A 25,474-nucleotide genomic window follows, 5' to 3' on the forward strand; every position below is an offset into this window, starting at 1 on the left:
GTAACTCGCGTGATTGAAGGCGTAACTCGCGGGCCGTGGGTCATACGGCTCTGATCACGCGAGTTACGGCTGGAGACACGCGAGTTACGGCTCTGATCACGCGAGTTACGGCTCTGGGCACGGGCTTGCCTGAAGAAACCACCGGGAGCTCCTACTCGTAGGTGACGGTGACCTCGTCGGTCAGCGGCAGGGACTGGCACGCCAGCACGATGCCTTCGGCGATGTCGTCGCCGTCGAGGACCTCGTTGTTCAGCATCTTCACCTCACCGGAGGTGACGCGGCAGGCGCACGCGCTGCACTGGCCTTCGCGGCAGGAGTACGGCGCGTCGAATCCCTTTTCCAGCAACAGGTCCAGCAGTTTCGTCCGGCGCGGCCAGGTGAGCTTCTTCGTCTCCCCGTCGAGGGTGACCTCGACTGAAGCCGGGGTCTCGGCCTCTTCGACGGCGACGGGCTCGGCCACTTCGAACGGATTTCCGCCCAGGGAAAGGAACCGCTCCAGGTGGATCCGCTTGCGCGGCAGTCCGAGGTCCTTGAGCACCGTGCGCGCGGCGTCCATGAACGGGCCAGGCCCGCAGATGAACGCCTCGTGCGCGGTGTACGGCGCCACCAAGGCACGCAGGTGCGCCTCCGTCGGCAGCCCTTGCAGGCTCTCCAGCCAGTGCACGACGACCAGCCGGTCGGAGTGCCGGGCGGCGAGGTCCGCCAGCTCCCGGGCGAAGATCACCGAACCTTCGTCGCGATTGGCGTACAGCAGCACCACCTTGCCGGTGCCGTGTTCCAGCGCGGACTTGAGGATCGACATCACCGGCGTGATACCGCTGCCGCCCGCGAGCAGCAGGAAGTCCTCGTCGAGCGACGCGGGGCTGAACACCCCGGCCGGCGGCAGGACCTGGACCTCTTGGCCGGCCCGGAGGTGGTCGCAGAGCCAGTTCGACCCGTAGCCGTCGGCGGTCCGCTTGACGGTGACCTGCACCCGGCCCTCGTGCGGCGCGCTGGAGAGCGAGTAGCAGCGGGCCACCGAGCCGGTCCGGTCGCTCGGCACGCGCAGGGTGAGGAACTGCCCTGGTGCGTAAGCGAAAACGGAGGCGTGCTCGGCCGGGATCTCGAACACGATCGATCGCGCGTCGGCCGTCTCGGCGATCACCTCGGCCACGGTCACGGTGACGGGGCCGTTCATTCGGGCACCTCCAGCAGGCCGTCCTTCAACGCGGCGTCGATGCTGTCGCTGAGATTGCCGCAGGTGTCGAGCAACGCCGTCTGCGCGCCGGACGCCTTCTCCTCGGCGAACACCGGGCAGCTGCGGGACGCGTCGCTCGTCCACTGGATGCTGGTGTGCTGCATGCTGTTCTTCTTGACCAGCACGCACGTCCCGCACGCGCGGCAGCTCAGCGGCTGAAGCCCGGCGGTGAGGAATTCGACGGTCTCGGGCTTCACACCCCGGCCTCTTCCGCCTGCTGCCGTGCCAGGTTGCCGGCCACCTCCGCCGCCCAGACCTCGTTGGCGCGGCTGGTGTCCACTTCGAACTCGAACCGGCGGGTCATGTCCTCGGTGACGTCGGCGGCGTCCACATAGAACTGGTCGTACCAGCGGCGCAGCTGGTAGACCGGCCCGTCCTCCTCGCACAGCAACGGGTTGTCGATCCGCGTCTTGTTGCGCCAGATCTCCACGTCCTGGAGGAAGCCGACGCCGATGCCCTTGGCGAACTTCCCGGCGATCTTGTCCGCGTGCTCGTCCGAGACGCCCTCGAACTTCTTCACGCTCACGCCCCACTGCAGCACGAACGAGTTCTCGGTGACCGGGTAGTGGCAGTTGATCAGCACGTTCTCGATCTCGAAACCCTGGTACGTGTTGAGCAGCTTGTTGATCATGTACGACGGTCCGAAGTACGACGCCTCCGACCGCAGCAGGTTCTCCTCGCCGCCGTAGTTCGACGCCATGCCCTTGTCCGGGCGGCCCTTCGTGTTCAGGTACTGCGTGGCGACATGGCCCTCGAACACGTTCTTGAAGTAGGTCGGGAAGGCGTAGTGGATGTAGAAGAAATGCGCCATGTCGACCATGTTGTCGATGATCTCGCGGCAGTTGGAGCCCTCGATGAGCACCGAATCCCAGGTCCAGTTGCTCCACTCGCCGGTGAAGATGCCTTCGATCCGGGGAATGACGACGTCCTCGGGCGGCGGGTTGCCCTCCGGGTCGTGCCAGACGAACAGCTGCTTGTTCTCCTCCAGCACCTGCCACGACTTCGTCCGCGCCCGCAGCGGAACCCGTTTGGCGTAGGGGATCGACACGCATTTGCCGTTGCCGTTCCAGCGCCAGTCGTGGAACGGGCAGGCGATCTCGTCGCCCTTGACCTCGCCCTGGGTGAGGTCGCCGCCCATGTGGCGGCAGTACCCGTCGAGCACGTTCAGCTTGCCGGACGAATCGGCGAAGACCACCAGTTTCGTCCCGAACGCCGTGATGGCGTGCGGCTTCCCGTCGCGGAACGACTCGGCGAGGCCGAGACAGTGCCACCCGCGCGCGAACCGCGAAGGGGGCGCGCCCGCGTCGATCTGCCGTACGGATTCCGTCGTCATCGGCTGCCTCCCGCTTTGGTGTGATCTTGCTGCGCGAGATGCTCGGCCGCAAGGTAGCCGAACACCATCGCCGGGCCGATCGTCGCGCCGGGGCCCGCGTAGGTGCGGCCCATCACCGCCGCGCTCGTGTTGCCCGCCGCGTAAAGCCCGTCGATCACCGACCCGTCCTCGCGCAGGACGCGCGCGTGCGGGTCGATCCTCAATCCGCCCTTGGTGCCCAGGTCGCCGGGCACGATCTTCACCGCGTAGTACGGCGCGACGTCCAGCGGGCCCAGGCTCGGGTTGGGCTTGTTCCGCGGGTCGCCGTAGTAGTGGTCGTACGCGCTGCGCCCGCGGTGGAAGTCCTCGTCCACGCCGCTCTTCGCGAAGCCGTTGAACCGCCGCACGGTGGTCTCCAGCGCGTCGGCCGGGACCTCGATCCGCTCGGCGAGTTTCGCGACGGTGCTCGCTTTGACCGCGATGCCCGCTTTGAACCAGCGGCCGGGCAGCGGCTGGCGCGGGCCGAGGCCGGTGAACATGTACCGGTTGCGGTTGCGCTGGTCGAACACCAGCCAGGTCGGGATGTTCACGCCGGGGCCGTCACCTTCGCCGTACATCGCGTGCACGGCCTCGACGTAGGGCGCCGACTCGTTGACGAAGCGTTCGCCCCGCGCGTTGACCATGAGGCAGCCCGGCCGCGACCGCTCGGCGAGCGCGAACCACGGTCCGCCGGTGAGCGGGATCGACGGACCCCACCAGGCGTCGTCCATCAGGTCGGCGGCCGCGCCGAGTTTGAGCCCGGCGTCGATGGCGTCGCCGGTGTTGGCCTCCGCGCCGACGGTCCACTCCGTGCCGATGGGCGCGCGCTGGTACTTGACCCGCATCTCTTCGTTGCGCTCGAACCCGCCCGCGCCGAGGACGACGCCGAGCCGCGCGCGGATCAGCTTGTCCTCACCCTCGTGGCGGACGACGACGCCGGTCACCCGGTCGCCTTCGCTCTCCAGGTCCACCAGCGGCGTGTTCAGCCAGACGGGGACATCCGCCCGGCGCAGACCTTCACGCAGACCGGCCGCAAGCGCTTGCCCCATGGAAAGCAGCCGCTGACGGCGGATCCGGCCGGCGAGCCAGCGCCCGCCCAGGCTCAGCACCCGGAGAACGCCGCGCGGATGCCGGGCGAGCAGGCTCAGCCACCGGTAGTCCGCCTGGGTGATCGGGGCGCCGAGCGGGGGAGCGCTGTACGGCGGCTCCAGATTCGCGAGCTCCGGCCCGAGCAGGTTGCCGTCGAGCGCGGCCGGTTCGACCGAGCGTCCGCCCGCCCGCCCGCCGGGGGCTTCCGGGTGGTAGTCCGAGTAGCCGCGGACCCAGCGGAAGCGCAACGGCGTCTTGTCGCAGACGAAGGACAGGACCTCGGGGCCGCGGTCGAGGAAGGCCGACCGGAGTTCGGCGGGGACCACGTCACCGACGATCGCTTCGAGGTATTCGCGTGCCCGTTCCGGGGGGTCTTCGATCCCGGCCGCCCGCAGCGCGTGGTTGCCGGGGATCCAGACGCCGCCGCCGGAGCGCGCCGTCGAACCGCCGAAGTGGGCGGCCTTCTCCACGACCAGGACCTCGAGTCCCCGGTGGGCTGCGGACAGTGCGGCGGTCATCCCGGCGGCACCACTGCCGACCACGATCACGTCGTACTCCATACGCCCCTCACCTGAAACACGTTGTAGGAAGCATGTAGCAGCATCCGCGCTGCTCCAGTCACCATAGACGAGAACGTGTTCTAGTTCTAGGGTGGGGGCATGGACTCCCTCGTCGCGGATGTGGTGATCGTGGGTTTCGGTGCGGCCGGCGCCTGTGCGGCGATCGAGGCCGCCGATGCCGGTGCCCGGGTGCTGGTGCTGGACCGCTTCTCCGGCGGTGGCGCGAGCGCGGTCAGTGGTGGTGTCGTCTACGCCGGTGGTGGGACGGCGCAGCAGCGGGACGCGGGTGTCGACGACAGCGTCGACGCGATGTACGACTACTTGCGACTCGAGGTCGGCGACGTCGTCTCCGAAGAGACCCTGCGGCGGTTCTGCGCCGGCAGTACGGAGATGATCTCCTGGCTGGAAGGCAACGGTGTGCCCTTCGAGGGCAGTCTGTGCCCATACAAGACGTCCTATCCGAGCGACAAGCACTATCTGTACTACTCGGGCAGCGAGGCGGCGGGCGGTTTTCGTGACGCCGCCAAGCCCGCGCCGCGCGGACATCGCGTCAAAGGGCCGGGTACGTCGGGAAAACTGCTGATGAAACGCCTCAGGGAGGCGGTCCGGAGCCGCGGGATCCAGGTGCTGCCGCAGACCGCCGCGCGGAACCTGATCGTGGACGCCGACGGGGCCGTGACCGGTGTCGTCGTGTCCACCCTGCGGGACGCTCCCGCTCGGGTGCGGGCCGCGCACGGACGGCTGTCGGCGTATGCCGCCAAACCGGGGATTTACGTGCCCTCGCTGCGGAAGTCGCTGCATCGGCGGGCGGAGCGCATCGAGCGTCGCTACGGCCGTGAGCTGCGGATTTCCGCTTCGCGCGGGGTCGTCCTCGCGGCGGGCGGGTTCATCGCGAACCGCGAGATGGTGCGCGAGCACGCGCCCGCGTATCGCGGTGGGCTCGCGCTCGGGACGTCGGCCGACGACGGATCCGGTATCCGGATGGGGGTCGAGGCGGGCGGGGTCACCGCGGAACTCGGGCGTATCTCGGCCTGGCGGTTCATCACGCCGCCGTCGGCGTTCCTCGGCGGCCTGCTCGTCGACAAGACGGGTGGCCGGATCATCGACGAGTCCCGGTACGGCGCGGCCGTCGGCGAACGCATGATCACCGAGCACGAAGGGCGCGGCTGGCTGCTGGTCGACGCCGCCATCGTCCGGGAGGTCCGGCGGGACGCGCGCGGGCAAAGTCAATGGTTCCAAGGACTTCAGGTGCGGTACCTGCTGCGGCAACGGGTCGTCGCCGGTTCGCTCGACGAGGTCGCGCGCAAGGCCGGTGTCGATCCCGGCGGGCTGGCCGCCAGTGTCGAGGCGGCGCGGTCCGGCGCGGATCCGACGGGCAAACCCGCGGAGTTCGCGCGGCCGCTGGACCGGGCGCCGTACTCCCTGATCGACGTCTCGATCAAGCCGAACCTCGGCTATCCGTGCCCGATGCTGACGCTGGGCGGCCTGGTCGTGGACGAGGAGACCGGGGCGGTGCGGTCCGCCGCCGGTGCCCCGATCCGCGGGCTGTACGCGGCGGGCCGGACCGCGGTGGGAATCTGTTCTAGGTCCTACGTGAGCGGTCTGTCGTTGGCCGACTGCGTGTTTTCCGGTCGGCGTGCCGGACTGCACAGTGCCCTCGACCGGGGATCGGTCGACAAAAACGAGAACGTGTTCTAGTCTTGGATTCGGTTCACCGAGCACGAGAGAGGGAACGCATATGAGCGAGCACGCCGCGCAGGACGTGATCGCGGGGATCCGGGAGCTGCTGCCGGTCCTGCGGGAGCGGGCGCAGGAGGCGGAGGACGCCAGGCGCGTTCCCGAAGAGTCCGTCAAATCCCTGCAGGAGACCGGGTTCTTCAAGCTGCTGCAGCCGAAGACGTTCGGCGGCCTCGAAGCCGACCCGGTGAGCTTCTACACCGCCGTCAAACTCGTCGCGAGCGCGTGCGGGTCCACCGGCTGGGTCGCCTCCATCCTCGGCGTCCACCCGTGGCACCTCGGCCTGTTCGAGGCGCAGGCGCAGCAGGACGTCTGGGGTGACGACCCCGACGTCCGGATCTCCTCGTCGTACGCGCCGATGGGCAAGGCGGACGTCGTCGACGGCGGCTACCGGCTCAGCGGACGCTGGAGTTTCTCCTCCGGCTGCGACCACGCGACCTGGGTGCTGCTGGGCGGGCCGGTGTTCAAGGATCGCAAGCCGGTCGACTTCTGCACCTACCTGGTGCCGATCTCCGACTACACGATCGAGGACGTCTGGGACACCGTGGGCCTGCGCGGCACCGGGTCCAACGACATCATCGTGAACGACGTCTTCGTGCCGAAGCACCGTGCGCTCAGCTTCATCGCGACGTCGAAGTGCAAGACACCCGGACAGGAGATCAACCCCGGGCCGCTGTACAAACTTCCCTACGGTTCGGTGCATCCGAGCACGATCACCGCGCCGATCATCGGGATGGCGCAGGGCGCCTACGACGCGCACGTCGAGTACCAGGGCAAGCGGGTCCGCGCGGCGTACGCGGGTGAACAGTCCAAAGAGGACCCGTTCGCGAAGGTGCGCATCGCCGAGGCGGCGAGCGAGATCGACGCGGCCTGGCTCCAGCTGACGCACAACATCGACGAGCTGTACCAGCTGGCGTGCAAGGGGGAGAAGCTGCCGTTCCCCACCCGGCTGCGGGTCCGGCGTGATCAGGTCCGCGGCACGGAACGCGCGATCTTCGCCATCGACCGGCTCTTCGAGAACTCCGGCGGCCGCGCCTTGCAGGCCGGAACCCCGATCCAGCGGTTCTGGCGCGACGCCCACGCCGGCCGGGTGCACGCGGCGAACGACGCGGAGCGCGCCTACGTCATGTTCGGAACCGGCGCCTTCGGGCTGCCCGTCGAGAATGCGATGGTCTGATGACCGAGGGCAAGTACGTCACTGTCCAAGATGGACTCAAGCTGCACTACCACGAAGCCGGTACGGAACATCCGGAGACGGTGATCCTGCTGCACGGTGGCGGGCCCGGCGCGTCGGCGTGGAGCAACTTCGGCCGCAATCTGCCGGTGTTCGGCAAGAACTACCGGACCCTGGCCATCGACCAGCCGGGCTTCGGCCGCTCGGACAAGCCGACCGAGCATCCGCAGTACTTCCGCCACAGCGCGGACGCCGTGGTCGGGCTCATGGACGAACTCGGCATCGAGCGGGCGCATTTCGTCGGCAACTCGCTCGGCGGCGGTGCCTCCGTGCGGCTCGCGCTCAACCACCCGAAACGCGCCGGACGCCTTGTCCTGATGGGGCCGGGCGGGCTGAGCGTGAATCTGTTCGCGCCCGATCCAACCGAGGGCATCAAGAACCTCGGCCGGTTCAGCGCCCCGCCGGGCCCGAGCCGCGAGAAACTCGAAACCTTCCTGCGGATCATGGTGCACGACCAGTCGCTGATCACCGACGAACTGATCGACGAGCGGTTCGCCGCCGCGAGCGCGCCGGAGTCGCTGGCGGCGATGAAGGCGATGGGCAAGTCGTTCGCCCAGCCCGACACCTACGAAGAGGGCATGCTGTGGCGTGAGGCGCATCGCCTGCGGCAGCGCGTGCTCCTGATCTGGGGCCGGGAGGACCGCGTCAATCCGCTCGACGGTGCGCTGCTCGCGCTCAAGACGATCCCCCGTGCCCAGCTGCACGTGTTCGGCGGCTGTGGGCACTGGGCGCAGCTGGAGAAGTTCGACGAGTTCAACCGGCTGGCACTCGACTTCCTGGGAGCCTCCTGATGGGTATCCGATCGCTCGCCTACCTCCGCATCGAAGCCACCGACATGGCCGCGTGGCGTGAATACGGGCTGAAGGTCCTCGGCATGGTCGAGGGATCCGGCACGAATCCTGAGGCGCTTTACCTGCGCATGGACGACTTCCCGGCGCGGCTCGTGATCTTCCCCGGTGAGCACGACCGGCTCGCCGTGGCGGGCTGGGAGGTCGCCAACGCCGGCGAACTCGACGAGATCCGGGCTTCGCTCGACGCGCACTCGGTGCCGTACAAGGAAGGAACGCCGGATCAGCTGGCCGATCGCCGGGTCGACGGACTTGTGTCCTTTGAGGACCCATCGGGCAATACGCTCGAAGTGTTCCACGGTGTCGCGTTGCAGCACCGGCGCGTGGTGAGCCCGTACGGGCACAAGTTCGTGACCGGTGAACAAGGACTCGGGCACGTCGTCCTGTCCACCCACGACGATGACGCTTCCCTGCGGTTCTACCGTGACATCCTCGGATTCCGGCTCCGTGACTCGATGAAACTGCCGCCGCAGATGGTCGGCAGGCCCGCGGACGGCGCTCCGGCTTGGCTGCGGTTCTTCGGCTGCAACCCGCGTCACCACAGTCTCGCGTTCCTCCCGATGCCGACTCCGAGCGGCATCGTGCACCTCATGGTCGAAGTGGAGAACACCGACGACGTCGGCCTCTGCCTCGACCGGGCCATCCGCCGGAAGGTGCCGATGTCGGCGACCCTGGGGCGGCACGTCAACGATCTGATGCTCTCGTTCTACATGAAGACCCCCGGCGGCTTCGACGTCGAATACGGCTGCGAGGGGCGTCAAGTGGACGACGAGAGCTGGATCGCCCGAGAGAGTACGGCGGTTTCCTTGTGGGGACACGACTTTTCAGTCGGCGCCCGTCCGCCGGGGCAGTCGTGACCCCGGTGACGGACCTCGGCGCGGACATCGATCCGGCGCGGTTCCGGACGGTGCTCGGGCATTTCTGCACCGGCGTCGCGGTGGTGACCGGGCACGACGGCAGGACTCCGGTGGGCTTCGCGTGCCAATCGTTCGCGGCGCTTTCGCTGGATCCGCCGCTGGTGCTTTTCTGCCCTGCCAAGACTTCCCGGACCTGGGCGGTGCTCGCCGAGTCCGGCCGGTTCGCCGTCAACGTGCTCGCCGAAGACCAGCAAGAGGTCAGCGCGGTGTTCGGCGCGCGGGGCGCGGACAAGTTCGCGTCGGTCGACTGGACCCCCGCCCCGTCCGGATCCCCGTTGCTGACCGGGGCTCTGACGTGGATCGACTGCACGCTCGAAGCCGTGCACGAGGCGGGTGACCACTACGTCGTCGTCGGCAGGGTCACCGCGCTCGGGGAACCGTCCGACGATCGGCCGCTGCTGTTCCATCGCGGGCGGTACACGGTGACCGAGCCGGTGACGGACGCGCTCGCCGCGCTCATGCCCTGGCCGCGTCCCGACGATTGGCTCTGATCGGCTCGCCGGCGTCGTGCAGGCTGCGCAACGCGAGCGAGTAGGACTCGATGAGCCCGGTCTCGTGATACGGGACGCCGATCTCGTCGCAGTAGCGTTGGACGATGGGCCGGGCGCGGCGAAGATGCGGCGACGGCATGCTCGGGAACAAGTGGTGCTCGATCTGGTAGTTGAGCCCACCGAGCGCGACGTCGACGATCCGGCCGCCGCGGACGTTGCGTGACGTGAGCACCTGCTTGCGGAGGAAGTCGAGCTCGGTGTCACCGGACAGGATCGGCATGCCCTTGTGGTTGGGCGCGAAGATCGATCCCATGTAGACACCCCACAGTGCTTTGTGGACGATGAAGAAGACGAGCGCCTTGCCGGGGGAGAGGACCACGAGCAGCGCGCTGAAGTAGAGCGCGAAATGCGCCAGCAGCAAGGCCGCTTCGAGCCCGCGCCGCCGGAGGCCCGGCTTCGCGACCGCGCGGATCCCGGAGAAGTGCAGGTTCAGGCCTTCGAGGGTGAGCAGCGGGAAGAACAGGAACGCCTGGTAGCGGCCGATGAACCGCGGAAGTCCCTTACTGGCCCGCGCCTGGTCCTTCGACCACACGAGGATGTCCGGATCGACGTCGGGGTCGAGGTCCTCGTGGTTCGGGTTCGCGTGGTGACGGGTGTGCTTGTCCATCCACCAGCCGTAACTCATGCCGACGCCGAGGTTCCCCGCGATCCGGCCGGCGATCTCGCTCGGGCGGCGGGTGCGGAACACCTGACGGTGCGCGAGATCGTGCGACAGCAACGCGATCTGGCCGAACATCACCGCCTGGAACACGGCGATCCCCAGCTGCCACCAGGAATCCCCGATCGCGAAGAAGGCGATCCAGCCGGAGACGAAGAGGGTGGCGACCAGGCCGATGCGGAAGACGTAGTAGCCGGGACGGCGGTCGAGGAGGCCCGCTTCGCTGACGCGGCGGGACAGACGGGCGAAATCGCTGCCTGTGCGGAGGTTTGCGGTCACCGTTGTGAGTCTCGTCGGGGGTGGGGGTGGGGTGAATGCGGTGCGCCGGTGGGTTGGTGCGGGGGTTGGCCCTACCCTCGGTCCACCGGTCCGGCCACGAATTTGCTGAAGTACCTGTGGGGATCCTCGGCTAGGTCTGCGGCACATGCTTGGGAAACCCCCGTACCGTCTTTACGAAGATCGACGCGCAAAGGGGCACTGGACCGATCTCGGGTTTCGGAGCGGTTTCGACGCCTGCCGGGACGCGAAGCGTTCAGCAGAGTGCTTCGACGATTCCCCTGTGGATTCACTCTGGCAATGTGGCAGTAGTGAGAATGTCGATGGAATGCCGAACACGACTACAGCTCGGAGCGCATGCTGGGTGTGGTGCGCTCACCAGATGAAACCTTCCCGCGGCGGATTCGATAGCGATCGAACGCATGTTCGAGTATGATCTTGGTCATGACCCAGTCTCTTGTTTTTGATCCGAAAGCCTCTCGTTTTCTCGATGCCGCGTACGGCGAGGAGGTGTTGCTTCGTCGTGCGCAGGGTCGGCAGGTGCATTCGATAGCCGGGTTCGCCGCGGTGGGTGGTTCGCGAAGATCCGTGACCGAGGAGGTCGCGTTGGCCTTCTCGGTCTCTCGTAATCAGGCGTACCTGCTGGTGGAGACCTCGTGTGCCTTGGTCGGCCGCTTGCCGAACACGTTGGCGGCGCTGGAGAACGGTGACATCGATCTGTACAAGGCGTCGAAGGTCAGCCAGCTGACCCGTGAGGTGTCCGACGAGGTCGCCGCCCTGGTGGACGCGTTCATGACCAAGCGGCTCGCCGACCGCGATCCGACGGCGATCCGGAAATCGGTGGATCACGCGGTGCAGAAGTTCGACCCCGACGGTTATCGGGACCGTGCTGAGAAGAAACGCGCGCTGCGGCATGTCTCGCTGGAACACGAAGACGAGATCATGTCCAAGCTGTCGGGCTGGCTTCCGTCCGAGGTGGCGAGTTCGATTTACGCGTCGCTGAGCCGCGCCGCCCAGACGCGTCGCAGATCCGACAAGTCCCGGACGCTGGATCAGCATCGGGCGGATATCTTCGCTGAACGGCTCTTGGCGGAGGACGGTCATGGCCAATCTCGGGCGCACGTCCATGTCTATGTCGACCTGCTGACCTTGACCGGTGCCCGTGAAGATCCCGCGACCCTGGCCGGTTACGGCCCCATTCCGGGCTGGCTTGTCCGGGAGATCGCCGCCGCTCCCGGCTCGACCTGGTCGCGGCTGATCACCGACCCCACCACCGGACAACTCCTCGAAGCCGGCCCCGGCACCTACCGGCCCCCGGTCTCACTCGCCCGCCTCATCAAGGCGCGCGACCGGGAATGTACCCACCCCGGCTGCCACCGGCCCGCCGAGTTCTCCGAGATCGACCACATCACCACCTGGGCTCGCGACGGCCACACCGACCACCACAACTGCCACGCCGCCTGCAAGATCCACAACATGCTCAAAGAAGAACCCGGCTGGACCGCGCAACCGAACGGCAACGGCGGCATGACCATCACCACCCCCACGGGGCGCACCTACACGGCGGGCCCCGAACCACTCCACGACCCACGACCGGAGCCGGAAGACGACACCCCGCCCTCCTAACCGGCGCAGACACCTTGATGCCACCCGGAGACACCCGGGTGGGGACATCGGTGTGCTCAGGGGCAGGTCAGTGGGCGCCATGCGGTTAGCGCCTACTGGAGCCACCGGGGCGTGTCCTGAGCAGTTGTGCGGTGGGCAAAGGCCTGGTGGCCACCGGGAACGCGCCGGGCGGCACCGGCGCGCCAAGGACCCGGTCCGGTGGGGAGCAGATGAGCACTCTTACCCTCCACCCCGGACAGCGACACCGGTGCGCAGGTTAGTGCGGTTGGGCCTCACCGTGGGCACGCCCTGAGTCCGCCGGGCGCCCAACCGGCGGCGACACCCACGCCCCGCACAGGTTCGCCCGGTAAGGACCTCTGGCGCCGGCGCGTCCAGACCGCAGAGCCACTTCCCCGGAAACCATGCGCGTGAAGGCCCCCTTCCCGTCGCTGAGCCGAGGGAAGGAGTCCTTCACGCGCCACCAAGCACCGCCTAAGACCCCGCGGCAGCCTCCCGCGCCGCATCGAAAGGAGCGCGGTCGAACACGATCCGCAACTCCACGATCTTCCCCTCCCGCACCGTCAGCAGCTCGGCCCCGGGCGCGCTCGCCACCGGCAGGGTCGCCGTGTCGTACATCAGCAACGCGGTCGTCTCGTCCCCGAACGCCGAGAGCAGCGTCGAGCCGGTCAGGATCTCGGTGAACGGGCCCATGAACCCGCGAAACGCCGCAGCGCCGGAAAGCGGCCCGCCGGGCGTGTGGCAGACGATGTCGTCGGCGACGTGGGTCATCGCCTTCTCGAAGTCCTTGCCCGTCCACGCGTGGTGGTAGGCGAGCGCGACATCCAAGGCGGGACTGGTCATGATGGTTCCTTTCGTCGGTCTTCACCCAGTCAGACACCACTCCAGCCGCGAAAGGAACGGTCGTGAGCACCAGGGCGACAGACGAGCAGGGGTTTCGCGAGCTCGCCGACACCTATCGGCACGAGCTCCACCTGCACTGTTACCGGATCCTCGGGTCCCTCACCGACGCCGAGGACGCCGTCCAGGAGACGCTCCTGGCTGCCTGGCGCGGCCTCGACGGCTTCGAGGGGCGCTCATCGCTTCGCACCTGGCTGTACCGCATCGCCACCAACCGCTGTCTCAACGCACTGAGGGACGCCGGTCGCCGTCGCCCGCCCGAGCCGGTGCCGCCGTTCGATCCGCCGGAGCCGAGCCGCCGCGGTGAGGTGACCTGGTTGCAGCCGTATCCGGACGAACTCGCCGACAGCGAGCCCGGCCCCGAAGCGCGCTACAGCACCAGGGAGGCGGTCGAACTCGCCTTCATCACCGGACTCCAGCTCCTCCCGCCGAGACAAGCCGCCGCGCTCGTCCTGCGCGACGTCCTGTGCTTCCCCGCCGGGGAGGTCGCGAGCATGCTCGGCACCACCGAGACGGCGGTCAAAGGCATCCTTCAGCGCGCCCGCGCCTCGCTCGACAAGCATCGCGACCGGGCCGGGCATCGGCCGTCACCCGGCGAACGCGAGCTGACCAGGCGCTTCGCCGACGCGTTCACCGCGGGCGACCTCGACGGCGTCCTCAGCCTGCTCACCGACGACGCCTGGCTCGCCATGCCGCCGGCACCGCACGAGTACCACGGCCGCGAAGCGATCGCCGGTTTCCTTCGCGTCACCATGGCCGTTCCCGTGGACGGATTCACCATGACGCCGGTACGGGCGAACAACCAGCCCGCCTTCGTCTGCCGTCACGGTGAGACCCCGGCCGGACTGATGGTGCTCACCCTCGACGGCGACCGTATCCGCGCCATCACCCGGTTCCTGGATCAGAAGTAGCCCGCCAGGCGGCCGCGCAGCGCGCCGATGTCCACGGCCGGCGTGCCCGTCCACGAGGGACCGTCCATCCACGCGAGCTCCGAGGGCGTTCCCCGATAGCGCACGAACACGTGCTGATGGAAATGCGCGACACTCCGCCCCGCGATGGCCGAGAACACGTGCTCCGGAGCCAGTTCCGCGCGCAGGCCCCGAGCGGCGCACCAGGCCGCCCGCGAAACCGCCGAGACCTCGTCCGGGGTCAGCTCGTCCAGCGCCGCCACATGCCGCCGGGTCTCGACGAACAGGTAGCCGGGGAAGGTACCGGGCCGGTGCGACACGACGATCGTCTCGTCGGCCCAGACGACCGGTCCCACCAGCGGGCCTTCGCCACGGTGCTTGGCACAGATCGCGCACTCCACGAGCTCACGATAACGGCGGCCGCACCCGTCCGAGGTGGTCTCCCGGCGAGCCGAACAGGTGCGCCGCGCCATGCGCCCGCTTGAAATAGCGGTGCGCCGGATGCTCCCAGGTGATCGCGATCCCGCCGTGCAGCTGGATCATCTCGCCCGCCACCGTCGCCAGCGCCTCCGAGCAGTGCACCTTGGCCACCGCGGCCAGCCTGCTCGACTCGGGAGCCGCGTAGGCCGCCGAGCGCGCGGTTTCCACCAGGACGTGGAGATCGGCCATCCGATGCTTCAACGCCTGGAATCCGCCGATCGGCCTGCCGAACTGGTGCCGCTGCTTGCTGTACTCCACCGTCAGCTCGAACGCCCGCGCCGCGGCCCCGGCCTGTTCGGCGGCCAGGACGGCGCACGCGACGTCCCGGAGCGCCCCGAGGTCGACGGGGCCGATCAGCCGGGCAGAGGCACCGTCGAAGCGAACCCTCGCCAGTCGCCGCGTTTCGTCCATCGCCGGGGTCCGCTCTCGCCGCGCATCGGTGACTTCGTACAGCGAGCCGCCGGCCACGACGAGCAGGATCTCGGCCTCGTCGCCGTGGAGGACGTAGTGCGCCTCACCGTCCACCACGGAGTCGGCGACGCGGCAGGCAGGAGCATCCCAGCGACCTTCGGCGTCGGTCCAGGCCACCGCGCCAACGACACCTTCGGCGAGGCGGGGGAGCAGCCGCTCGCAAGCCTCGTCGTTGCCCGTGGCCAGGACGGCGTGCACGGCGAGCACGGCCGAACCGAGGAACGGGACGTCGGCGAGGACCCTGCCCAGTTCCTCCGCGACCACCTGCAGTTCCGTCGTCCCGGCGTCGAGCCCGCCGAACCGCTCGGGAACGGCCAGCGCCGCCACCCCGATCTGCTCGCACAGTTCGGGCCAGGGATCCGCTTCCCGGTCCAGCAGTTTCCGCACGCTGTCGCGCAGCGCGTCCTGCTCGGCGGTGAACGTCATGACAGCACCCGCTCCCGGTGGAACCGCGGCGTGCCCCACGCGCCGACCAGCGCGCGGACCCTGGTCAGCCGCAGGCCGAGCGCGTGTTCCGCGGTGTAGCCGATCGCGCCGTGCACCTGCAGGCCGGTCCGGGCGGCGAGATGCGCGGCGTCGCCGCAGGCCACCTTGGCCGCGGAGACGTCACGCCGGTCCAGGGTGACGGCCGCACCGAACAGCAGCGGCTCGGCCAGCGTGAGCGCGGTCGCCACGTCGGCGAGCAGGTGTTTGACCGCCTGGTACCCGCCGATCTCACGTCCGTACTGCTTGCGTTGCGCGGCATACGCGACGGACGTGTCGAGCAGCCATCGTCCCGCGCCGAGGAGTTGCGCCGCGGTGGCGAGACAGCCGAGTTCGAACGCGCGCTCCGCGTCGAGCGCCGTGCCGAGATCATCCCCGGCCACGGGCCGGAACAACCGACGCGAACCGTCCACAGAGGACAAGTGTGAACCAGGGGTGAACGCGCGAAGCCTGCCGTTCTCGACGGCGAGACGGGCGTCCGCGACGTCGGAATCCAGGGCATACGGCACATGCGGTGCGAAGACGACCGATGCCAGTGTCTCGCCGGACGCGACCGACGTCAGCAGTTCGTCGTCGAGCAGGGACGGCAGGACGGCCACGGTGTCGGTCCACGGCCCCGGAACGCAGTGATAGCCGAGCCGTTCGAAGCCGACGGCCAGATCCACCGGGGTGGCGCCGAGGCCGTCGTACTTCTCGGGAACCGTCAGTGCGGACACGCCGAGTTCCGCCAGCCGCCGCCAGATCTTGAGGCCGGGCCCGGCATCGCCCGACGCCCAGGACCGGTTCGCCGAATCGGTGTCCACACCGGACAGTAGATCGCGCAGGCTGTGGGAGAACTGCTCCTGCTCGCCGGAGAGTGCGAACCTCATCGAGCCCCCTTCGGCAGGCCGAGCAGCCGTTCGGCGACGATGGACCGCTGGATCTGGTCGGTCCCGCCGTAGATCGGCCCGGCCAGGGAGAACAGCCAGCCGTCGCTCCAGGCGCCCCGCAGTTCGGCGTCCGGGCCGAGGATGTCCAACGCGGTCTCGTGCAGGGCGACGTCGAGGTGCGACCAGAACAGCTTGTTGACACTCGATTCCGGGCCGAGCTCGGCGCCGTCCGAAAGCCGGGTGACCGTGCCCAAGGTGTACAGCTGGTAGGCCCGTGCGCCGATCCACGCGTCGGCGACCCGGTCCGCGGTGTGCGCCGGCCTCCCGGCGTCCTGCCAGAGTGAGACCAGCCGATCGGCCGCGGCGAGGAACCGGCCGGGACTGCGCAACGACAGGCCGCGTTCGTTGTTCGCGGTCGTCATCGCGACCCGCCAGCCCTCGCCCGGCGCGCCGATGACGTCCTGGTCGGGGACGAAGACGTCGTCGAAGAAGAGCTCGGCGAACCCCGGTTCGCCGTCCAGCTGGGGGATCGGCCGGACGGTGACGCCCTCGGCTCGGAGATCCACCATCAGATAGGTGAGTCCCTTGTGCCGCACCGACTCCGGGTCACTGCGGAACAGGCCGAACGCGCGGTCGGCGAACGTCGCCCGCGAACTCCACGTCTTCTGCCCGCTGACCCGCCAGCCGCCGTCGCAGCGGGTCGCGGTGCTCCGGAGGGCGGCGATGTCGCTGCCCGCCTCGGGTTCCGACCAAGCCTGAGCCCAGACCTCTTCGGAGCGCGCCATCTTCGGCAGGATGCGGCGCTGCTGTTCTTCCGTGCCGTGGGAGAACAGCGTCGGCGCGAGCATGAAGATGCCGTTCTGGTTGACCCGCAACGGTGCTCCCGCCGCGTAGTACTCCTCCTCGAACAGCACCCACTCCAGCAGGCTCGCGTCCCGCCCGCCGAACTCGCGCGGCCACGAGACGACCGACCAGCGGGCGTCGGCCAGCTTCGCTTCCCACTCGCGGTGCTGGGCGAATCCTTCGGCGGTGTCGAACGACTTCAGCGGCTCGGCGGGAACGTTCGCGGCGAGCCAGGCACGGGCTTCCTCACGGAAGGCGAGCGTCTGCTCATCCAGGTCGAGGTTCATCATGAACTCGCGTCCCGCATCGAGCGCGCGTCCTGCCCGCCCAGCGAGTCACCGCCGGAAATCTCGGCGTTGTGCGCGTGCGCGAAGTGGTGCAGCCCGAACACGGAGTCCATTCCGGACCGGAGACCCATCAGGTCCTCGGCCTGGTTCACGGCCTTCTTGGCGAGTGCGAGCCCCATCCGCGGCATCACCGCGATCTTCTCCGCCAGCGCCATCGTCTCGGTTTCGAGGTCAGCGCGCGGGACGACGCGGTTCAGCATGCCCCAGTCCTTGGCCTGCCGCGCCGTGAAGCGCTCACCGGTGAACAACACTTCCTTGGCCGCGCGCGGACCGAGCACCCAGGGGTGCGCGAAGTACTCGACACCGGGAATCCCCATGCGCACCACGGGATCCGCGAAGAAGGCGTCGTCGGAGGCGACGATCATGTCGCACACCCACGCCAGCATCAGCGCACCCGCGATGCACGCGCCCTGCACGCTCGCGATGGTCGGCTTCGGGATCTCGCGCCACCGGCGGCACATACCGAGGTAGACCTCGGATTCGCGGGCGAACCGCTGATCGCCGCCCTCGGCGCCGACATGGTCCCACCACAGGACCGCCTTGCGCTCGAACGAGACGTCCACGTCGCGCTCCGGCGTCCCGATGTCGTGCCCGGCGGAGAAGTGCTTCCCGGCGCCGGCCAGCACGATCACCTTGACCTCGGGATCGTCGACGGCTCGGGTGAACGCCGCGTCGAGCGCGTAGGTCATCGCCGAGTTCTGCGCGTTCCGGTACTCCGGCCGGTTCATCGTGACGACGGCCACCGGCCCGCGTCGCTCGTACTCGACGGTCATCCGTTTTCCTCCCGCAACACGCGTTTCAGCACCTTCCCCGACAGATTCCGCGGAAGCTCCGCCACGAACTCGATGTACCGGGGGAGCTTGTAGTTGGCCAGATTGGCTTTGCAGTGCGCCTGCACGTCCTCAGTGGACAGTTCGGCGCCGGGGCGGAGCCGGATGTAGGCCTTGCCCGCCTCGCCGTACACAGCGTCCGGAACACCGATCACCGCGGACTCCGCCACGCCGTCCAGCCAGCCGAGCGCCTGCTCGATCTCGGCCGGGTACACGTTGAATCCCTTGCAGACGTACATGTCCTTGATCCGGTCGACGATCCGCAGATAGCCGCGCTCGTTGAGCACCCCGACATCGCCGGTGTGCAACCAGCCTTCGGCGTCGATGGCTTCCGCGGTGGCGTCCGGATCGTCGAGGTAGCCGAGCATCACGTTCGGCCCGCGCAGCAGGACCTCGCCGTACTCGCCGAGTTTCACCTCGAAGCCCGCCGTCGCACGGCCGGAGAAGTGTGCCACCAGTTTCGCGTCGTCTTCGGGGCGGGACATCGTGGCCACCACGGCTTCGGTGAGCCCGTACGCGGTGAGCACGGTGTCGAAACCCAGCCCGGTCCGCATCCGCTCGACCAGCGCGACCGGCACGGTCGCCGCCCCGGTGACGGCGAGCCGGAGGCTGGACAGATCGTGGTTCCCGCGTTCGGGCGCGTCCAGCAGGACCTGGTAGATCGTCGGCGCGCCGGGGAGCACCGTGATCCGCTCGGTTTCGACGAGGCGCAGGGTTTCCCGGACGTCGAAGGTGCGTTGCGGCAGGATCGTCGCGCCGCGCAGTACCGCGGCAAGGATCCCCGCCTTGTAGCCGAAGCTGTGGAAGAACGGGTTGATGACGAGGTAGCGGTCTTCCTCGGTCAGCCCGCCGCAGCCGGCCCAGGCTTCGGCGACGCTCAGCGCCTGCCGGTGGCTGCTCATCGCGCCCTTGCTGCGCCCGGTGGTCCCGGACGTGAACAGGATGTCGCTGACGTCGTCCGGTTTCGCGGGACTGACGAAATCGCTGTCGAGACCGGAGAGGGCGTCCCATTCCGTCACGCCGTCGACCGGCTCCTCCGCGCCTTCGACGGGGATGCGCAGGACGGTGCCGGGGCGGGCGGAGCCGAGGTCCGCCAGCCGGTCCGTGCCGAGGAACGTGCCGGTGATCGCCAGCGCGGAAACGTTCGCGCGGTCGAGAACGTCGATGGTCTCGCGGGCGGTGAAGCGGGTGTTGACCGGGATCAGCGTCGCCCCGGCGTACAGCGCGCCGAGCCCGGCGACGACCCAGTGCCAGGTGTTGGGAGAACAGATAGCGACCCGTGCGTGGCCCTCGAAGAACCGCGCCGCCTGCCGCACCCGGCGGGCGAGTTCGGCGTAGGTGAGCCGGACTTCGCCGTCGACCAGCGCCTCCCGCGCGGCGAAGCGCTCCGCGGCCCTGTCGAGCGCCGCCGGGATGGTTCCTTCAGTCATCGAAGTCTCCCTAGCAAGTGCTTGGTAGGGTAGCCTACGCAGCAGGCTCTGGTTTGGCTAGAGGAGGCAGGCGTGGCCCAAGACGGTTTCCGTGACCGTGTGCGCACCTGGCTGGCGGAGAACCTGCCGCCGGAACTGCGCGGCCTGGGCGGTCCGGGGCGAGAGCACGAGGCCTTCGACGAACGCGTGGAATGGGAGCGGCGGCTCGCCGCGGCGGGCTGGACCTGCGTCGGCTGGCCGGTCGAACACGGCGGGCAGGGCGCGACCCTCGAACAGCAGGTCGTCTTCCACGAGGAGTACGCGAGAGCGGGCGCGCCGGCGAGAGTCAGCCACCTGGCGCAGGAACTCCTCGGCCCGACCCTGATCGCGTTCGGGACACCGGAACAGCAAAAGCGGTTTCTGCCGCCGATCGTGGCCGTCGACGAACTGTGGTGCCAGGGTTATTCCGAACCCGGCGCCGGATCCGACCTCGCCGCCGTGTCGGCCACGGCGACCCTCGAAGGCGACGAGTGGGTGCTGAACGGCCAGAAGGTGTGGACGTCGCTCGCGCATGTGGCCGACTGGTGTTTCGTGCTGGCCCGTACCGAGCCCGGTTCGAAACGCCACAAAGGACTGTCCTATCTGCTCGTCCCGATGAACCAGACCGGCGTCGAGGTGCGCCCGATCCGGCAGCTCACCGGGACTTCCGAGTTCAACGAAGTCTTCTTCGACGGTGCCCGCACGGCGAAGGACCTCGTGGTCGGCGAGCCCGGCGACGGCTGGCGCGTGGCGATGGGCACGCTCGCGTTCGAGCGCGGCGTCGCGACACTCGGCCAGCAGGTCGGGTTCCGCCGGGAACTCGAAGAACTCACCAGGATCGCGCCGGACGACCCGGTGATCGCCGAACGGATCGATCGCGCCTGGGTCGGCCTGGAGGTCATGCGGGCACAGGCGATCCGCACCCTCGGCGACTCGTCGCCCGGCGTGGCGGAGGTGTCCAAACTGGTCTGGGCGAACTGGCATCGTGATCTCGGGGAGCTCGCGATGCTCGTCCGCGGCGCGCGGGGAATGCTCGCGGAAGACGGGCTCGACGCCTGGCAACGACTCTTCCTGTTCACCCGGGCCGACACGATCTACGGCGGCTCCAACGAAATCCAGCGCAACGTCATCGCCGAGCGAGTGCTCGGCCTGCCGAGAGAGGTGCGACCGTGATCCCGGTGCCGAAGTACCCCGAGGGGGCGAACCTCCTGCGGGACAAGGTGGTCGTGGTGACGGCGGCGGCCGGCACCGGGATCGGTTCCGCGGTGGCGAAACGCGCGCTGGAGGAAGGCGCCCGCGTCGTGATCAGCGACTGGCACGAGCGACGCCTCGGCGAGAAGGCGGCCGAACTCGGCGACGTCCACGCGATTCCCTGCGACGTCACGCGAGAAGATCAGGTGCAGGCGCTCATCGACGGAGCCGCCGCGCACTACGGCCGGGTCGACGTGCTCATCAACAACGCCGGCCTCGGCGGTACCAAGTCCATTGTGGACATGACCGACGAGGAATGGGCCCGCGTCATCGACGTGACCCTCAACGGCACGTTCCGCGCGACGAGGGCCGCGGTGAACCGGTTCATCGCCCAAGGCGACGGCGGGGTGATCGTCAACAACGCGTCGGTGATCGGCTGGCGCGCGCAGGCCGGGCAGGCCCACTACGCGGCCGCGAAGGCGGGGGTCATGGCGCTCACGCGGTGTTCGGCCGTCGACGTCGCCGAGCACGGCATCCGGGTCAACGCGGTCGCGCCGAGCCTGGCGATGCATCCGTTCCTGGCCAAGGTGACCAGCGAGGAACTGCTCACCGAACTCACCGCGCGCGAGGTCTCGGGGAGGGCGGCGGAACCCTGGGAAGTGGCGAATGTGATGGTGTTCCTCGCCAGTGAGTACTCGTCGTACCTCACCGGTGAGGTCTTGTCCGTGAGTTCGCAGCATGCGTGAGGTAGCGATGAAAGCCAGTCCAGGGTCCCGCCGCGCCGAACTGCTCGCCCTGGCGGCGAAGCTGTTCGCCGAGCGCGGTTACGTCTCCACCACCGTGCGGGACATCGCGGACGCGGCGGGCATCCTGTCCGGCAGTCTCTATCACCATTTCGACTCGAAGGAGTCGATGGCCGACGAGATCCTCACCGGATTCCTCGACGAACTCTTCGGTGCCTACGCCGAGATCGTCGCGGAAGGGAAAGGCCCGCGGGAAACACTCGAAGCCGTCGTCGTGGCGTCGTTCGAATCCATTCACCGGCGGCCCGCCGAGGTGGCGATCTACCAGTCCGAGGCGAAACACCTCATGCAGCTGCCGCGGTTCGGCTACCTCAACGACCGCAACACCGAGTTCCGCAAACTGTGGAACGGGATCCTCACCGACGGCATCGCGGCCGGCGTGTTCCGCGAGGACCTCGACGTGGAACTCACCTACCGGTTCATCCGCGACACCGTCTGGGTGGCGGTGCGCTGGTACAACCCCGGCGGCACGCTGAGCGCGGACGACGTCGCGCAGCAGTACCTCGGGATCCTGCTGGACGGTATCGCGACCAAGAGGAGGCGCCGTGGGTGAAGCATATGTACTGGACGCGGTCCGGACCCCTGTCGGCAAACGCGGGGGAGCGCTCAGCGGTGTCCACTCCGCCGATCTCGGCGCCCACGTCGTCCAGGCCGTCGTGGAACGCGCGGGCGTCGAGGCCGACCTGGTCGACGACGTCATCCTCGGCTGTTGCGACACGCTCGGCCCGCAGTCCGGGAACATCGCACGCACGGCGTGGCTCGCGGCGGGTTTCGGGCACCATGTGCCGGGCGTGACGATCGACCGGCAGTGCGGTTCGAGCCAGCAGGCCGTGCACTTCGCCGCGCAGGCGGTGTTGTCCGGCACGATGGACCTCGTCCTCGCCGGCGGCGTGCAGAACATGAGCGCCATCCCGATCAGCGCGGCGATGCTGGCGGGCCGCGAGTACGGCTTCGAAGACCCGTTCTCCGGCTCGAAGGGCTGGCAGGAGCGGTACGGCAGTGTCGAGGTCTCACAGTTCCGTAGTGCGGACATGATCGCCGAGCACTGGGATCTGACCCGTGAGGCGATGGAGGAGTTCGCCCTCCGCAGCCATCAGCGGGCGATCGCGGCCATCGACGAAGGCCGGTTCGCCGCCGAGATCGCGCCGTTCGCCGGTGCCGCCCTGGACGAGGGGCCCAGGCGCGACACCAGCTTGGCGCGGATGGCCGGGTTGAAACCGCTGAGCGAGGGTTCGCGTATCACGGCGGCCGTGGCCAGCCAGATCTCGGACGGCGCCAGCGCGACACTTATCGCGTCGGAGAAGTTCGTCGAGGACCACGGACTCACTCCGCGCGCCAGGATCCACCACCTTTCCGTGCGGGCGGCCGATCCGGTATGGATGCTGACGGGGCCCATCCCGGCGACCGCGCACGCGCTGCGGAAGACGGGGCTGGGCATCGACGACATCGACCTGTTCGAGGTCAACGAGGCGTTCGCGAGTGTCGTCCTGGCGTGGATCGAGGAGACGGGCGCCGATCCGGACCGCGTCAACGTGAACGGCGGCGGGATCGCGCTCGGCCACCCCATCGGCGCGACCGGGACGAAGCTGTTCGCGACCCTGCTGCACGAACTCGAGCGGCGAGGCGGGCGTTACGGGTTGCAGACGATGTGCGAGGGCGGCGGGACGGCGAACGTCACGATCATCGAGCGTCTCTGACACTCCACACCGCGAGCGCGAGAGCGCTGAAGGCCGCACCGAGCAGGCAGACGCCGGTCCAGCCGGCGGCGGCGTAGACGGCGGTCGAGCCGATGGCGCCCAGGCCGCTGCCGACGGAGTAGAAGATCATGTACCCGCCGATCAGCCTGCTTCCGGCGTCCGGCCGGAGCGGGTAGATCAGGGTCTGGCTCGTGACGTGCACGGCCTGGACGGCGAGGTCCAGCAGGATCGCGCCCGCGGCCAGCGCCCACAGTGACGAGCGGGTGAAACCCAGCGGGATCCAGGAAAGGACGAGCAGGCCCAGCGCCAGGCCGGTCGTCCACCGCGCACGGCCGCGATCGGCGAGTCGTCCGGCGGGCGCCGCCGCCAGCGCGCCCGCGGCCCCGGCCAGCCCGAACGCGCCGATCGCGGTGTGCGACAAGCCGTCCTCACTGAGTGGCAGGGCGACCGAACTCCATAGAGTGCCGAAGGCGGCGAAGATCAGCAGCGCGAGTGTGCCGCGCGTCCGGAAGACGGGCTCCTCGACGAAAAGCGACCACGTGGAACGCAGCAGCCGCCCGTAGTTCATGGCCTTTCCCGGGGCTGAGGCGGGAAGTACGCGATACAGCACGATCGCGATCAGCACGGTCACGCCCGCGGACACGACGTACACGGCGCGCCAGCCGGCGAGATCGGCCAGCGTGCCGGACACGGTGCGCGCGAGCAGGATCCCGAGGACGACCCCGGTCGTCACGAGACCGACCACGCGCCCGCGTTCGCCGGGTTCCGCCAGCGACGCGGCGAACGCGACCAGGAGCTGCGTGACGACCGCCAGCACACCGATCGCCGCCATCCCCGCGAACAGCACCACGCCGTTCGCGGCCGTCGCGGCGACGAGTTCGGCGATCGCCAGCAGGGCCAGCTGACCGGTGACGAGCCGTCGCCGGTCGAGCAGGTCACCGAGCGGGACCAGCAGGAACAGGCCGAGGCCGTAGCCGAGCTGCGTGAGCGTGACGATGCCGCCGACGGTGGATGTCGCGATACCGAGGTCCGCGCCCATCGTGACGAGCAACGGCTGGGCGAAGTAGATCGTGGCGACGGCCGTCCCGGCGGCCACGGCGAGCAACAGGACGACACCGCGGTGCACGAACCCTCCAGATGGTTTCAACTTGCTACCAACGGACGGTAGAGGACTTTGGTAGTAAGATGCAACCATGGTGAAGCGGACGACGTTCGACGAAGCTTCGTGCCCGGTGGCGCGCTCGGTCGACACGATCGGCGACTGGTGGTCACTCCTGATCGTGCGCGACGCCTTCGACGGCGTCCGCCGCTTCGGGGAGTTCCAGCGCAGCCTCGGCGTCGCGAAGAACATCCTGTCCGCGCGGCTGCGGGCGCTCGTCGGACACGGGGTGCTCGACATGGTCCCGGCTTCGGACGGGAGCACGTACAGCGAGTACGTCCTGACGCCGAAGGGACGAGACCTGTTCCCGGTGATCGTCGCGCTGCGGCAATGGGGCGAGGCGCACTTCTTCTCCGAGGGGGAACCGCGGTCGGAACTGGTGGACCGCGACGGCGGGCTTCCGTTGCGAGAGCTGGAGATCCGGGCTTCGGACGGCCGTGTCGTCGGGCCGGAGGACACCGTGGTCGTGAAGCCGCCCGCCTCGTGAGTGGTAAGGACGGTTAGAACCGTCCTTACCACTCACGAGGACCGGGAGCGGCGGCCCGCTGTGGTGCCGTGAGAAAGCGGCGTTGCGAAAGCCACTTTCGCAACGTTGAAGGTTGCGAAAGTGGCTTTCGCGTCGTCAGCGGGCTGCCCAGATGGTTTGGAGGGTATGTCGCGAACGCCGCCGGTCCACGAGCGGACTGCCCCTCGAGCTGCCGCGGGAAAGCCACTCCCGCAACACCGTCCGTCGCGGAAACCGCTGACCCGAAAGCGAAAGCCGCCTTCCGACGTCATGGATCGGGGCCCTCCCAGGTGAGTCAAGCCTGGAAGGGCCCCGACCGGAAGCGGGGAGCCCGGAGGGCGGTACCCGGCGGAGCCCGAATCACCGTCGGTCCCGGTACCTCCCGGCGTCCCCAGGGGGTGGCGGTGGGTGCGGAGGCCCGGCAACCCACCGCCACCTGAGGGACCGCGGCCGCCGCGC

25 protein-coding genes are annotated in these 25,474 nt (G+C 68.9%); 12 read left to right on the forward strand and 13 right to left on the reverse strand.

The annotated features are described in order from the left end of the window. Window positions 1-151: 151 nt before the first annotated feature. From ACZ3HL_RS04605 to kstD, 4 genes are read right to left on the reverse strand one after another with little or no spacing between them, the layout of a single operon-like run. Window positions 152-1,177 (reverse strand): 2Fe-2S iron-sulfur cluster-binding protein, encoded by a 1,026-nt coding sequence (locus tag ACZ3HL_RS04605; RefSeq protein ID WP_465528772.1) that lies wholly within the window; start codon window positions 1,175-1,177, stop codon window positions 152-154. After that, a complete protein-coding gene (locus ACZ3HL_RS04610) occupies window positions 1,174-1,434 on the reverse strand; it encodes a hypothetical protein (protein WP_465528774.1) in 261 nt (86 codons plus the stop codon). Before ACZ3HL_RS04610 ends, ACZ3HL_RS04605 begins: the two co-directional genes overlap by 4 nt. Continuing rightward, entirely contained in the window at window positions 1,431-2,570 is a 1,140-nt protein-coding gene (locus ACZ3HL_RS04615) for a Rieske 2Fe-2S domain-containing protein (protein ID WP_465412103.1), read from the reverse strand. The genes ACZ3HL_RS04610 and ACZ3HL_RS04615 overlap by 4 nt, the downstream gene beginning before the upstream one ends. After that, window positions 2,567-4,237 (reverse strand): 3-oxosteroid 1-dehydrogenase, encoded by a 1,671-nt coding sequence (gene kstD / locus ACZ3HL_RS04620; RefSeq protein WP_465528776.1) that lies wholly within the window; start codon window positions 4,235-4,237, stop codon window positions 2,567-2,569. Before kstD ends, ACZ3HL_RS04615 begins: the two co-directional genes overlap by 4 nt. 99 nt (window positions 4,238-4,336) lie before the next feature. On the opposite strand from kstD, the gene ACZ3HL_RS04625 reads away from it, so the two are divergent. From ACZ3HL_RS04625 to hsaB, 5 genes are read left to right on the forward strand one after another with little or no spacing between them, the layout of a single operon-like run. Further along, the gene (locus ACZ3HL_RS04625; RefSeq protein WP_465528778.1) at window positions 4,337-5,935 is read left to right on the forward strand and encodes an FAD-binding protein; all 1,599 of its coding nucleotides are present in this window, start codon (window positions 4,337-4,339) and stop codon (window positions 5,933-5,935) included. A gap of 40 nt (window positions 5,936-5,975) precedes the next feature. Continuing rightward, window positions 5,976-7,151: a 3-hydroxy-9,10-secoandrosta-1,3,5(10)-triene-9,17-dione monooxygenase oxygenase subunit gene (hsaA, locus tag ACZ3HL_RS04630; protein WP_465528780.1), complete on the forward strand. Its 1,176-nt coding sequence runs from the start codon at window positions 5,976-5,978 to the stop codon at window positions 7,149-7,151. Continuing rightward, complete coding sequence (gene hsaD, locus ACZ3HL_RS04635) at window positions 7,151-7,999, forward strand: 4,5:9,10-diseco-3-hydroxy-5,9,17-trioxoandrosta-1(10),2-diene-4-oate hydrolase (RefSeq protein ID WP_465528782.1); 849 nt, start codon at window positions 7,151-7,153, stop codon at window positions 7,997-7,999. The genes hsaA and hsaD overlap by 1 nt, the downstream gene beginning before the upstream one ends. Further along, complete coding sequence (gene hsaC / locus ACZ3HL_RS04640; RefSeq protein WP_465412108.1) at window positions 7,999-8,913, forward strand: iron-dependent extradiol dioxygenase HsaC; 915 nt, start codon at window positions 7,999-8,001, stop codon at window positions 8,911-8,913. Before hsaD ends, hsaC begins: the two co-directional genes overlap by 1 nt. Then, the gene (hsaB, locus tag ACZ3HL_RS04645) at window positions 8,910-9,464 is read left to right on the forward strand and encodes a 3-hydroxy-9,10-secoandrosta-1,3,5(10)-triene-9,17-dione monooxygenase reductase subunit (protein ID WP_465528785.1); all 555 of its coding nucleotides are present in this window, start codon (window positions 8,910-8,912) and stop codon (window positions 9,462-9,464) included. The genes hsaC and hsaB overlap by 4 nt, the downstream gene beginning before the upstream one ends. Here the strand turns inward: hsaB and ACZ3HL_RS04650 are convergent. Continuing rightward, window positions 9,430-10,461, reverse strand: a complete 1,032-nt coding sequence (locus ACZ3HL_RS04650; RefSeq protein WP_465528787.1) for a fatty acid desaturase family protein — start codon at window positions 10,459-10,461, stop codon at window positions 9,430-9,432. The two genes, hsaB and ACZ3HL_RS04650, sit on opposite strands and share 35 nt — an antisense overlap. Window positions 10,462-11,046: 585 nt before the next feature. On the opposite strand from ACZ3HL_RS04650, the gene ACZ3HL_RS04655 reads away from it, so the two are divergent. Continuing rightward, entirely contained in the window at window positions 11,047-12,084 is a 1,038-nt protein-coding gene (locus tag ACZ3HL_RS04655; RefSeq protein ID WP_465529107.1) for an HNH endonuclease signature motif containing protein, read from the forward strand. A 471-nt stretch (window positions 12,085-12,555) separates the two neighbouring features. Here the strand turns inward: ACZ3HL_RS04655 and ACZ3HL_RS04660 are convergent, their stop codons facing one another. Continuing rightward, on the reverse strand, window positions 12,556-12,924 hold the full coding sequence (locus tag ACZ3HL_RS04660; RefSeq protein WP_465412112.1) for a nuclear transport factor 2 family protein: 369 nt from the start codon (window positions 12,922-12,924) through the stop codon (window positions 12,556-12,558). Window positions 12,925-12,986: 62 nt separating this feature from the next. On the opposite strand from ACZ3HL_RS04660, the gene ACZ3HL_RS04665 reads away from it, so the two are divergent. Next, window positions 12,987-13,892 (forward strand): RNA polymerase subunit sigma-70, encoded by a 906-nt coding sequence (locus ACZ3HL_RS04665; RefSeq protein ID WP_465412113.1) that lies wholly within the window; start codon window positions 12,987-12,989, stop codon window positions 13,890-13,892. On the opposite strand, the gene ACZ3HL_RS04670 is transcribed toward ACZ3HL_RS04665, so the two are convergent. From ACZ3HL_RS04670 to ACZ3HL_RS04695, 6 genes are read right to left on the reverse strand one after another with little or no spacing between them, the layout of a single operon-like run. Then, window positions 13,883-14,290, reverse strand: coding sequence for an HIT family protein (locus tag ACZ3HL_RS04670; protein WP_465528789.1), 408 nt, complete (start codon window positions 14,288-14,290; stop codon window positions 13,883-13,885). The two genes, ACZ3HL_RS04665 and ACZ3HL_RS04670, sit on opposite strands and share 10 nt — an antisense overlap. Before the next feature lie 4 nt (window positions 14,291-14,294). After that, window positions 14,295-15,266, reverse strand: coding sequence for an acyl-CoA dehydrogenase family protein (locus tag ACZ3HL_RS04675; protein ID WP_465528791.1), 972 nt, complete (start codon window positions 15,264-15,266; stop codon window positions 14,295-14,297). Then, complete coding sequence (locus ACZ3HL_RS04680) at window positions 15,263-16,192, reverse strand: acyl-CoA dehydrogenase family protein (protein ID WP_465528794.1); 930 nt, start codon at window positions 16,190-16,192, stop codon at window positions 15,263-15,265. The genes ACZ3HL_RS04675 and ACZ3HL_RS04680 overlap by 4 nt, the downstream gene beginning before the upstream one ends. Continuing rightward, window positions 16,189-17,322 (reverse strand): acyl-CoA dehydrogenase family protein, encoded by a 1,134-nt coding sequence (locus tag ACZ3HL_RS04685; RefSeq protein WP_465529109.1) that lies wholly within the window; start codon window positions 17,320-17,322, stop codon window positions 16,189-16,191. The genes ACZ3HL_RS04680 and ACZ3HL_RS04685 overlap by 4 nt, the downstream gene beginning before the upstream one ends. Next, a complete protein-coding gene (locus tag ACZ3HL_RS04690; RefSeq protein ID WP_465528796.1) occupies window positions 17,322-18,155 on the reverse strand; it encodes an enoyl-CoA hydratase in 834 nt (277 codons plus the stop codon). The genes ACZ3HL_RS04685 and ACZ3HL_RS04690 overlap by 1 nt, the downstream gene beginning before the upstream one ends. Beyond that, complete coding sequence (locus tag ACZ3HL_RS04695) at window positions 18,152-19,642, reverse strand: FadD3 family acyl-CoA ligase (protein WP_465528798.1); 1,491 nt, start codon at window positions 19,640-19,642, stop codon at window positions 18,152-18,154. Before ACZ3HL_RS04695 ends, ACZ3HL_RS04690 begins: the two co-directional genes overlap by 4 nt. Window positions 19,643-19,714: 72 nt before the next feature. Here ACZ3HL_RS04695 and ACZ3HL_RS04700 point away from each other — a divergent pair, with 72 nt between their 5' ends. From ACZ3HL_RS04700 to ACZ3HL_RS04715, 4 genes are read left to right on the forward strand one after another with little or no spacing between them, the layout of a single operon-like run. Next, a complete protein-coding gene (locus tag ACZ3HL_RS04700) occupies window positions 19,715-20,833 on the forward strand; it encodes an acyl-CoA dehydrogenase family protein (protein WP_465528800.1) in 1,119 nt (372 codons plus the stop codon). Continuing rightward, on the forward strand, window positions 20,830-21,597 hold the full coding sequence (locus ACZ3HL_RS04705; protein ID WP_465528802.1) for an SDR family oxidoreductase: 768 nt from the start codon (window positions 20,830-20,832) through the stop codon (window positions 21,595-21,597). Before ACZ3HL_RS04700 ends, ACZ3HL_RS04705 begins: the two co-directional genes overlap by 4 nt. A gap of 7 nt (window positions 21,598-21,604) precedes the next feature. After that, window positions 21,605-22,207 carry a TetR/AcrR family transcriptional regulator gene (locus tag ACZ3HL_RS04710; protein ID WP_016332873.1) on the forward strand — a complete coding sequence of 201 codons (603 nt, stop codon included), beginning with the start codon at window positions 21,605-21,607 and terminating at the stop codon, window positions 22,205-22,207. Beyond that, window positions 22,200-23,351: an acetyl-CoA C-acetyltransferase gene (locus tag ACZ3HL_RS04715; protein WP_465528804.1), complete on the forward strand. Its 1,152-nt coding sequence runs from the start codon at window positions 22,200-22,202 to the stop codon at window positions 23,349-23,351. Before ACZ3HL_RS04710 ends, ACZ3HL_RS04715 begins: the two co-directional genes overlap by 8 nt. Here ACZ3HL_RS04715 and ACZ3HL_RS04720 read toward each other — a convergent pair. Beyond that, complete coding sequence (locus tag ACZ3HL_RS04720) at window positions 23,335-24,477, reverse strand: MFS transporter (protein ID WP_465529111.1); 1,143 nt, start codon at window positions 24,475-24,477, stop codon at window positions 23,335-23,337. The genes ACZ3HL_RS04715 and ACZ3HL_RS04720 overlap by 17 nt on opposite strands. A 67-nt stretch (window positions 24,478-24,544) precedes the next feature. On the opposite strand from ACZ3HL_RS04720, the gene ACZ3HL_RS04725 reads away from it, so the two are divergent. Continuing rightward, window positions 24,545-24,997: a winged helix-turn-helix transcriptional regulator gene (locus ACZ3HL_RS04725; protein ID WP_465528806.1), complete on the forward strand. Its 453-nt coding sequence runs from the start codon at window positions 24,545-24,547 to the stop codon at window positions 24,995-24,997. The last annotated feature ends 477 nt before the right edge of the window (window positions 24,998-25,474 follow it).

Source organism: Amycolatopsis sp. NPDC000009 (genome assembly GCF_055563465.1).